The 9,506-nt window shown below is 69.8% G+C and carries 6 protein-coding genes; 5 read left to right on the top strand and 1 reads right to left on the bottom strand.

Annotation, left to right across the window (positions count from 1 at the left end; all coding sequences use genetic code 11):
- Together Q9R47_RS09530 and Q9R47_RS09525 are read left to right on the top strand one after the other, a co-directional pair.
- Nucleotides 1-745: bacteriophage T4 gp5 trimerisation domain-containing protein (locus Q9R47_RS09530; RefSeq protein WP_404977121.1), on the top strand; the 745-nt coding region annotated here is incomplete at its 5' end.
- A 29-nt stretch (nucleotides 746-774) separates the two neighbouring features.
- Complete coding sequence (locus tag Q9R47_RS09525) at nucleotides 775-1,224, top strand: hypothetical protein (RefSeq protein ID WP_311232964.1); 450 nt, start codon at nucleotides 775-777, stop codon at nucleotides 1,222-1,224.
- Nucleotides 1,225-1,231: 7 nt separating this feature from the next.
- Here the strand turns inward: Q9R47_RS09525 and Q9R47_RS09520 are convergent, their stop codons facing one another.
- Nucleotides 1,232-2,224, bottom strand: a complete 993-nt coding sequence (locus tag Q9R47_RS09520) for a DUF2169 domain-containing protein (RefSeq protein WP_311232963.1) — start codon at nucleotides 2,222-2,224, stop codon at nucleotides 1,232-1,234.
- 71 nt (nucleotides 2,225-2,295) lie between these two features.
- Between Q9R47_RS09520 and Q9R47_RS09515 the strand changes: the two genes are divergently transcribed.
- Genes Q9R47_RS09515 through Q9R47_RS09505 form a run of 3 tightly spaced genes read left to right on the top strand, consistent with a single transcriptional unit; the run spans nucleotide 2,296 to nucleotide 9,505 of the window.
- Nucleotides 2,296-3,588: a hypothetical protein gene (locus Q9R47_RS09515; protein ID WP_311232962.1), complete on the top strand. Its 1,293-nt coding sequence runs from the start codon at nucleotides 2,296-2,298 to the stop codon at nucleotides 3,586-3,588.
- Entirely contained in the window at nucleotides 3,585-4,706 is a 1,122-nt protein-coding gene (locus Q9R47_RS09510) for a 3-oxoacyl-ACP synthase (RefSeq protein WP_311232961.1), read from the top strand. The genes Q9R47_RS09515 and Q9R47_RS09510 overlap by 4 nt, the downstream gene beginning before the upstream one ends.
- 8 nt (nucleotides 4,707-4,714) lie before the next feature.
- Nucleotides 4,715-9,505, top strand: a complete 4,791-nt coding sequence (locus Q9R47_RS09505) for an RHS repeat-associated core domain-containing protein (protein ID WP_311232960.1) — start codon at nucleotides 4,715-4,717, stop codon at nucleotides 9,503-9,505.
- The last annotated feature ends 1 nt before the right edge of the window (nucleotide 9,506 follow it).

The following is a 9,506-nucleotide window of genomic DNA, read 5'->3' as shown; positions in this document are numbered from 1 at the left end:
AAACGATGAAGAAAAGTGGGTGGGACAGGATCGCCGAAAAACCATTGACCGGGACGAGACCAACGTCATCCACCGCGACCGTACGGAGACTGTCGACCGCGACGAGAAGATCACCGTGCACAACAATCGCACGGAGCGGGTGGACCACGACGAGACCATCAGCATCGGCGACAACCGCCGGGAAGACGTCGGCATCGATGAGACGGTGTCCATCGGCAAGAACCGCACGAAGACCATCGGCCGCAACGAGAAGGACAAGATCGGCAACAACTGGTCGATCAAGGTGGGCAGCTTCAAGACCGAGACCATTGGCCTCGCCTACCTGCAGAACGTGGGCCTGGCGAAGATGGTGAACATCGGCGCGGCCTACAACGTGAACGTGGGCGCGGCGATGGTGGTGAACGTGGGGCTGAACCAGTCCACCAACGTGCTCGTGAACCGCTCCGTCACCGTCGGGCAGAGCCAGGCCACGAAAGTCGGCGCGGACCGCAAGGACGAAACCTCCGACAACTACACGGAGAACGTGGGCAAGAACTCCGCCACTACCGTGGGCGAGGTGCGTACGCTCACGGTGGGCAAGGAGATGTCCGTTCAGGTCGGCGATGCGATCGAGATCCAGTGCGGCAAGGCCGTGCTGCGCATGACGAGCGACGGCACGGTGCAAATCAACGGCCAGACGATTTCCATCGCGGGCAGCTCCAAGGTGACGGTCTCGTCGCCGGACAGCCACGTCAACCCCGCGTGAGGCGGGACCAGCAGGAGAGGAGGGTTCCGATGGCATATGCGCACGCCATTTCCATTCCCGCGGACGATGCCGCGCCCCGTGCCGATGCCGGCGCTGCGCCGGTTCTGCGTGCCGGTCGCGTCACCGGGACGCTGGCCCCGGACCGCTATGCGGTGGACTGTCCCGGCGCAGGGCCGGATGCTGCCACCGGTGCCTCCGTGGGCGTGCTGCTGCCGGAACTGGTGCCGGGGGACGAGGTGCTGCTGGCCGTGCGTGCAGGCGGCGAGGCCGTCATCACGGCGGTACTGGCACCGTCGCCCGCCGTGCCCTGGAGCCAGCGGACGATCCGCCTGCAGTCGCAGGATGCCGTGGTGCTTTCCTGCGGCGAAGCGTCCCTGCGGCTCACTGGCCAGGGCCTGGCGCGGCTCGTGGCGCTCAAGATCGAGCACGATGCGCGCGATCTCGTGGACATCGATGCGGCCGAGGTCCGCATCAACTGAGCGCCCGTCAGAGATGCACCTGCAAGCCCTCCAGATAACGGGCGGAGCCCTTGTCGAACGTGTGCCGCCAGACCAGCACCATGTGGCTGTGTTCGGGCTCCAGTACGAGCGTGTCGAACGCGGGGTGGATGGTTCCGCGCTCGCCCCGCACGGTCCAGGACACAGCCGGCTGCAGGCCGGGCACGGTGGCCTCTCCCTCGCCGTGGGCGCACAAGTGCCTCCAGCGGATACGCGTGCCCGGCCGCACCTGGGCCGGCGTGAACTGCATGCGCGGATGCGCACAGTTCCAGGCCGCCGGATCGAAGGTGGCGGGCATGCGTGCGATGAGCCCGGGCGCCTGCTGCAGTTCCTGCGGAGCGTAGCTGCCCCAGAGGGTGCGCCGCGGCAGCCAGGTGCGCCCCACGCAGCCGAACCCAGCGGGCGGATCGCTGTCCGAGGGCAGGCGCACCGGCGCGTCCGCCCATTCGATCTGGTGCAGCGGCGCACCGTCCCGCGGCACTCCGGCGCTGAAACCGGTGCCCGAAGGATTGTCGGCATGGAAAGCGGTGGCGTCTTCCGCATCCTGGCCGCCGAACGCGAGGCCGTACACCAGCGGCACGCGCAGCGCGGGCTCCACGTCCTCCGCCACTGGGAACACGCCCATGCGCCGCCGCCATACCCTCCGGCCGTAGATGCGCAGCGTGCGCGTCTCCGCACCGACCGACAGGCCTGCGTCGAACCGGGCCGACGGGCGTCCCCCGGGTGCGTAGGCGAAGCCGTTGAACACTACGTCCACCCGGGGCTTGAACGGGGCCAGATCAGCCTCGTGCCGCACGGCGTCCTGCAGGCCGCGCTCGCGAAAGAACTCGTCGCCGCGGTAGATCGGCAGTGCGCCGCCCTGGGCCACGGGCCGTCCGGCGAAGTCCAGCGTCGCCTTGATCACCAGTGTGCGGCATGCGCTGCCATCCGGCCCGTGGCCCGGCAGCAGTTCCGCGGCGAACGGCGTCAGGTTGTCCAGCATCGGGTGGGGTCCTCCTGCCCGGCATTGTCTTTGATCCCACGCGCGCCGCAGCCTGCGGCGTGCCTAGCCGCATGAACGTCATCGAACTGCCCGTCCCGCGGGCCACCGATCTTCCCGTTTGGACCGATCCGTCCGCACGCATGGCGCGGTCGCTCGTCACCCAGTACTGGCGCCGCAGCCACCTGCTGCCGCGCTCGGCGGCCCGGCCGGCAGCGATCGCCGTGTTCGACGATGCGATCGTGCAGGCGCTGGCCGGGCTCAAACAGCACTTGGCGCATGCGCCCGAGCTGCTGCCCGCCTGCCGCGACGCCATCGCCGCCGCGGGCGACGAAACCCTGCACGAGCCCTCGCGCTTCTTCGCGCTCGCCTGTCTGGAGGTACTGCAATTGCAGCTCGGCCGCACCGGGGGCGGGGTCGCCCGTCTGGGCGGCGAGTACCTGCAGGCCCAGCCGGGCGCGGTCTTCGATGCCTTGCGCTTCGCCTTCGACGGCGCGGTGGGAGACTACCTCGCGCCGCGCGTGGCGCTGCTGGCCGATCTGCAAGACCCGCAACGCACCCCCATCGGCCGCTTGCTGCTGCGGCTGGCGATTGCCCGGCCCGCGGTGTCGGACGCGTTCGCGGAGGCCGTCGCGCCCTGGGCTGCCTCGCTGCCGGGCGGTATGGCCGTGCTCTGCGGCTGGCGTTGCACCGGCCGCGGCGACGAGGCCCGGGCCCTGGCCGCGGTGGAGCAGGGGAACGACACCGAAGCCGCGCTGGCGACCCTTGCCTTGATGGGCAGCACCCAGGAAACTCCTGCCGCCCGCGCCGTGCTGGCCCGCACGCCCGAATCGCCCGCGGCCCTGGCGCTGCTGGCCGCGCGCGAGGGTTACGAACTCGCCGTCGCCCTGCGCGAGGGGCGCCATCCCGCCATGCCCTGGGGCCTGCAGTGCCAGGCGGCCGCTTTGGTGGGCGACGTGCCGCTGCTGCGCCACCTTGCCGCCTACACCCCCTGGGCCGATGAAGACGCCTGTCGTACGCTGGCCGACGCCGTGGCACTGCTGACCAGCACGCCGGTCGACGGGCTGTTCGACGTGGCGCGGCCCGCGCCCGGGCGCGCCGGGCAGGCGGACGCGGCACTGGCCGCGCTGCCCCTGGACGGGCCGGCGCTGCGCCTGGGCCGCGCCCGCAGCCACGTGGCGCTGGAGGAATCCACAGCGCTGGTCGGCGCGCCCCTGCGCCAACTGCTCCATTTCGAACACGCATCGCGCCTTGCCGGCGCGCTCTGGATCGACGCCGACGACCTGATGCCCGTCCAGGGCCTGGCCGTCGCAACGGCCTCGGTCCTGGAACGGGCGGCCTTCGGCGCCGCGCAGCCCCAGCCATGACGCCTCTCTCCATCGCCGGCACCGGCGCATGCACTCCCATCGGCACCCGTGCCTGGCAGACCGCCAGCAGCCTCGCCGCGGGCCTGTCCGGTTTCACGCGGCAGGCCATCGAAGGACAGGCCGAGCACCGCGCCACCCTCTCGCGCGTGCCCGGCATCGATCCGGCCTGCACAGGCACGGAGCGCCTCCTGCGTCTCGCCGCCCCTGCGCTGCACGAGGCCCTGCGCTCCGGGCCGTCGCCCGCTGCGGGCTGGCCCCTGCGGCGGCCGATCCCGCTGTTCATGGCGCTGCCCGAGCCCTGGGCCGAGCTGCCCGGCGGCATCGACACCGACCGCTTCGCGCTGGAGTTGCCGCGCGCGCTGGATCTCGCCCTCGAATTCCTGCCGCTCACGCTGCATGCCAGCGGCGCGGTGGGCGGTGCCGACGCTCTCGCCAGCGCCTATCGCTTCATGCATGCGCACCCCGACGTGCCCGAGGTGCTCGTAGGCGGCGTGGACAGCCTGGCCGACCCGGCCGTGGTGCCGGTGCTCTACCAGCGCCGCTGGGTGCAGGTGGCCGGCCACTGCGAAGGCTTCGTCGCGTCCGAGGCCGCCGCCTTTGTGCGCTTAGCCCGCACGCCCGCGTCCGGGGAGTTCGCCACCGTGTACCCGCCGGCTTTTGCCGAAGAGCCGGCCTCGCGCGTGGGCGAGGCGTCGCTGCTGGACGGCCGCGCCTTGATCCAGGCCAGCCGCGCCGCCCTGCAGGCCGCGCGCATGCCCGCCGACGCGCTGCAGGCCTACTGGTCGGACATGGATGGTTCGGCCTGGCGCGGCGCCGAACGGGCCAGCCTGTCGGCTGCCTTCGCTGCGGACGGCGGGCTCGCTCCCGCGCGGGAGCCGGCGGCCTTTTTGGGCGAAGTGGGCGCCGCCTGGGTGCCGCTCATGCTCTCCCTCTTCCATGAAATGCGCCAGGCACTGACCCATCCCGTCATGCCCACGCGCCTCGCAGGCCATGCGGGCCTGCAGACCGTGTCCGGCCTGTCCACCCGCACCGCCGCCTGGGTCGCCACTTGGGACCCTGCGCGGCCGGTGCAGCCCAGTGCCGGCGCGGGGCGCAGTGCCCTTCCGATCACCTCCTGAGCAGCGCCATGGCCACGTTCGTCAACGACCGCAGAGCGATCCACGAGGGCCGCAGCCCGGCGATGATTCCGGGCCCGGTGAACCCCGTGTTCCCCAAGCCCAACGGCCCGCCGGTGCCGATCCTGAACATGGCGCACGGGCCGGGCCTCAAGAACGGCACCGCCACGTTGAAGATCGACGGCCAGCCCGTGGCGATCGCCGGCAGCCGTTTCGAATCGATACCCGCCACGCCCGACCGCCTGGGCGGCATCGCGGGCGTCAAGTCCACCGTGGTGGGCGGCGCGGCCGAGCCCACCAGCTACAGCAGCGACACCAAGTTCGAGAGCCGGGGCAGCGTGCGCTCGTTCGATACCACCAAGAGCAATGCGCTGGTGATCCAGCCGGGATGGGCCATGCGGCTGGCCATGAAGGCGTTGCCCGGCCCGTACGACCAGCTAGCCCAGAAGGTCATCGAGAAGCTGCCCGGCGCCTTCGGCGACCAACTCGCGGCCCTGGGCGAAAGCCTCACGGACCCGAGCGTACTCATCGGCCCGGCACTCAAGTTGGTGGGCAAGCTCATTCCCGGGGTGAACCTCGTGGTGGGCGGCGCTGCCATGGCCGAGTCGGCCGTTCAGGTGGCGGAACTGGCCAAGGAAGTGCAGGAGCTGCTGACCCCGCCGCTCACGGATGACAAGATCGACCAGATCGCCGAAGTCATCGCCAACGGCGTCGCCTCGGTCACCATCGGCTTCGTGCTGGGCAAAATCGTCAAGCGGGCCAAGGGCAAACCCAAGCCCGTGGCGAACCGGGGCGACAACCAGGTCAACCCCAACGCACCGGGCACCATCATGGACGACGCGCGGCCGGGCCACATGCCGCAGCCGTCCTGCGAGCTCGGCACCTGCCACCCCGTCATCTTCGCCACCGGCGCCAAGATCCTCGCCGACACCGACTTCGAGCTGCCCGGCCCGCTGCCGATCGCATGGCGCCGCTTCTACCGCTCCAGCGACCGGCGCCCGGGCTGGCTCGGCTGGGGCTGGAGCACGCCGCTCTCCATCGAGCTGGCGCTGGCCTACGACGCCGTGCACTACTACGATGCGCGTGGCCGCCTCGTGCGTCTGCCGATGCTGCCGCGCGGCGCCAGCCATTTCGATGCGCGCGAGAAAATCACCGTGCGGCACCACGAGGGCGGCGGCTGGAGCATCGAATCCACCGACGGCCTGCGCCATGAATTCGCGGCCCCCGTGCCCGGCCAGTGGCGCCTGCCGCTGGCGCGCATGGCCGATCGCAACGGCAACGCCGTCACGCTGCGCTATCCCGCCTACGACGCCACGGGCGCCGACGGCATCGCGCCGCGTCCTTTGGGCCTCACGGACAGTGCGGGCCGGCAATTGCGCTTCGAATGGAGCGCAGAGGAAGGTGCGCCGGACCAGTTACTGCTGGCCATCCACCTCGAGCCGCGCGTGCTGGACGGCGTGCAGCACGCAGGAGGCGTGCTCGCGCGCTACGCCTACGGCACCGAAGGCAACGAGTCCGGCGATCCGCGCGCCAACCTCGTCGAGGCGGCTGATGCCCTGGGCGGCACCGCGCGCTACCGCTACCGCCATCACCTGATGGTGGCCTACGCCACCCGCAACGGCTTTACCCATCACCAGCAATGGAGCCGCCACGATGCGGGCGGCCGCGTCGTGCGCACCTGGACGGACACGCCTGGCCTGCTGGACACGCGCTTCGACTACGAACTGGGCCGGCGCACCACCCACGTCACCGATGCGCTGGGCCGGCGCAGCAGCTACGAATACAACGCGGCGCACGAAGTCGTCGCCATCACCGAGCCCGGCCCCGACGGACGCCCCGTGCGCACCGAAACCCGCCTGGACGCTGCCGGCAACCCCGAGGAAGCCCGCGACGCGCTCGGCCGGGCCACGCGCTGGCGCTTCGATGCGCGCGGCAACCTGCTGGCCGTGACCGACGCGGCCGGCGCCACCACGCGCCTCGCCTACGGCCACCTCGACCTGCCGGTGGAGATCACCGACGCGCTGGGCCACGTCTGGCGCCAGCACTACGACGAGCGCGGCAACCTCGCCGAGCGCGTCGATCCGCTGGGCCATGCCACCCGCTGGCGCTACGACCCACGCGGCCTGCCCGTGGCCATCGAGGACGCGCACGGCAAAACCCGCCGCCTGCTGTGGGACGATGCCGGCCAGCTTGTCGCCTATACCGACTGCTCCGGCCAGACCACGCGCTACACCTGGGACACGCTCGGCAATCTGCTCACCGCCACCGACACCCTCGGCCAGACCACCCACTACCGCCACGACGCGCTGGGCCGGCTGCGCCACGTGCGCTCGCCCGACGGCGCGGAGCACCGCTACGACTACGATGCGCAGGGCAACCTCACGGGCTACGCCGATCCGCAGGGTGCCACCACGCGCTACGCCTACAACGGGCTCGACCAGCCCGTGCAGCGCCAGGATGCGCTGGGCGGCACGCTGCGCTACCAGCACGACGCCGTGGGCCGCCTGGTGGCGCTGCAGAACGAGAACGGCGCCACCACTCGCTTCACCTACGACGCGGCGGACAACCTCATCGAAGAAGTCGGCTTCGACGGCCGGATCCAGCGCTACCGCTACAACGCCGCGGGCGAGCTGGCCGAACTGCAAGAGCGCGATGCCCGCCAGCCGCTGGACACCCCCTACGATCCCGATCCCGCGGCACCCTTGCCCAAACGCACCGTGTTCCGCCGCGATGCCGTGGGGCGCCTCGTCGCCAAGGCGCACCTGGGGCCGGACGGCATGGAAGAGGGCGCCGGCAGCGGCCTCACCACCTTCGCCTACGACCTGCTGGGCCGCATGCTGCACGCCGGCAATACCGATGCCCGCGTGCACTTCACCTACGACCCGCTCTCGCGCCTCACCGAAGAGGTGCAGGAGCACCTGGCGCCGGGTGGGGAATCCACGCTCGGACGCTACGCCTGGCGCCATGCCTACGATGCGCTGGGCAACCGCACCGACAGCCGCATGCCCGGTGGCCGGCACGTGCAGTGGCTCTACTACGGCTCGGGCCACCTGCACCAGATCCGCGTGGACGGGCACGTGCTCTCGGACATCGAACGCGACGCGCTGCACCAGGAGATCGAGCGCACGCAGGGGGCCTTGGAGAGCCGCTACGGCTGGGACCCGATGGGCCGGCTGGTGGCGCACAAGGTGGGGCGGCGGCAGGCGCTGCAGGGCCAGCCGGGCATGCCGTCACAGCAGGCACTGCGGGACCGGGACCAGGGCCTGCCCGCAGTGCCGCAGCTGCCCTCGGGCGACCGCATCGCCCGGCACTACCGCTACGACCCCACGGGTAACCTCATCGCCACGCGGGATGGCCTGCGCGGCGACAGCCACTACCGCTACGACCCGCTGGGCCGCATCCTGGCCGCGCAGCGCGGCGACGGCACGCCACAGCCACAACAGCCCACCGAGCGCGAAGCCTTCGCGTTCGACCCGGCCGGCAACCTGCTGAACCCGAACCGGGGCGGCGCGCAGTCCAGCGGCGGCGTGGGCCAGCGGGACGTGGTGCCCTACAACCGCCTGGCGGTGTACCAGGACCTGCGCTTCACCTATGACCTGCACGGCAACACCATCGAGCGGCGCATTGGCTGGCACACGGTGCAGCACTACCGCTACAGCCCGGAGCACCAGATCGTGGAGGCACGGGTCGTGCGGTACCGCGAACGACCGGCCGAGGGGCATGCCAGCGCAGAGCATGCGCCTGCGGCCACGGAGCAGGTCACGCAGTACCGCTACGACGCGCTGGGCCGGCGCATCGAGAAGCGGGATGCGTTCGGGCGAACGGCGTTTCTCTATGACGGGGATCTGCTGGCGGGGGAGCTGCGGGGCAGCAGGCTCTCGGAGTACCTCTACGAGCCCGACAGCTTCGTGCCGTTGGCGAAGCTGGAGTCGGAGTGGAAAGGCGAGGCCGCAGAGAAAGAGAAAGAGGGGGCACGACCCAAGGATTTTGCCGCCTACTATTACCAATGCGACCAGATCGGCGCGCCGCAGGAGTTGACGGACGAGCAGGGCCGCATCGTCTGGGCGGCGAGTTACCAGGTATGGGGGCAGACGCTGGCGCTGCAGGTGATGCACACGGGCACGGACGACGCGGTGGTGTTCACCCAGGTGGAGCGGCCTCTGGCGCTGACGGCGAAGGGAGAAGTGCAGGCGCTGAGCTTTGTGGAGCAGCCGCTGCGGTTCCAGGGGCAGTATTTTGATGGGGAGACGGGGCTGCACTACAACCGGTTTCGGTACTACGATCCGGTGACCGGGCGGTTTGTGCATCAGGATCCAATTGGGCTTAAGGGCGGGGTCAATTTATCCTCGTATGCTCCAAATCCTTTGATTTGGGTGGACCCGCTAGGATTGACAACGTATGTAATTATTGGCGAAGGGCAAGCGGCTGTTGAATCCTATGCGAATGAAATGCGATCAAAATTTCCTTGCCACGAATTTGTTACGATTAAAAAATCGTGGGGTGGAATCGATAAAGAAGCCCGGTCTCAGGCAGGCGTAGGGCCTAGAGATTACGGGAAAGAATGGGAGCAAAAAGCCGTTGCCGGGAATGCTAAATGGATTAGGGAGCAGGCTCAAAAAGGAGCAGATTTTATAGATATAGGCACGGATGAGGCGGCAAATAGAAGTCCTTTCTATGCTGCAGAGAAAAAGGCATTGTCGAGGGTTAATGCAAGAGTTTTCAAGGGTAGCAGGTGTGCTATAGCCAGAGCTCGCGCTTCTTCTAAAACGAGTGCACGCCCAAAGTCTCGCGGGAGGTATTGAT

It is taken from the genome of Acidovorax sp. PRC11, assembly GCF_031844105.1.
Classification (GTDB): Bacteria; Pseudomonadota; Gammaproteobacteria; order Burkholderiales; family Burkholderiaceae_C; genus Paracidovorax.
The sequence above is the reverse complement of the archived record's forward strand: the minus strand, read 5'-3'. Positions and strand labels throughout refer to the sequence as shown.

Bases quoted from the DNA above. Each gene is read 5' to 3' on its own strand.
- Q9R47_RS09525 (WP_311232964.1), top strand. From the start codon at position 775: ATGGCATATGCGCACGCCATTTCCATTCCCGCGGACGATGCCGCGCCC.
- Q9R47_RS09520 (WP_311232963.1), bottom strand. From the start codon at position 2,224: ATGCTGGACAACCTGACGCCGTTCGCCGCGGAACTGCTGCCGGGCCAC.
- Q9R47_RS09515 (WP_311232962.1), top strand. From the start codon at position 2,296: ATGAACGTCATCGAACTGCCCGTCCCGCGGGCCACCGATCTTCCCGTT.
- Q9R47_RS09510 (WP_311232961.1), top strand. From the start codon at position 3,585: ATGACGCCTCTCTCCATCGCCGGCACCGGCGCATGCACTCCCATCGGC.
- Q9R47_RS09505 (WP_311232960.1), top strand. From the start codon at position 4,715: ATGGCCACGTTCGTCAACGACCGCAGAGCGATCCACGAGGGCCGCAGC.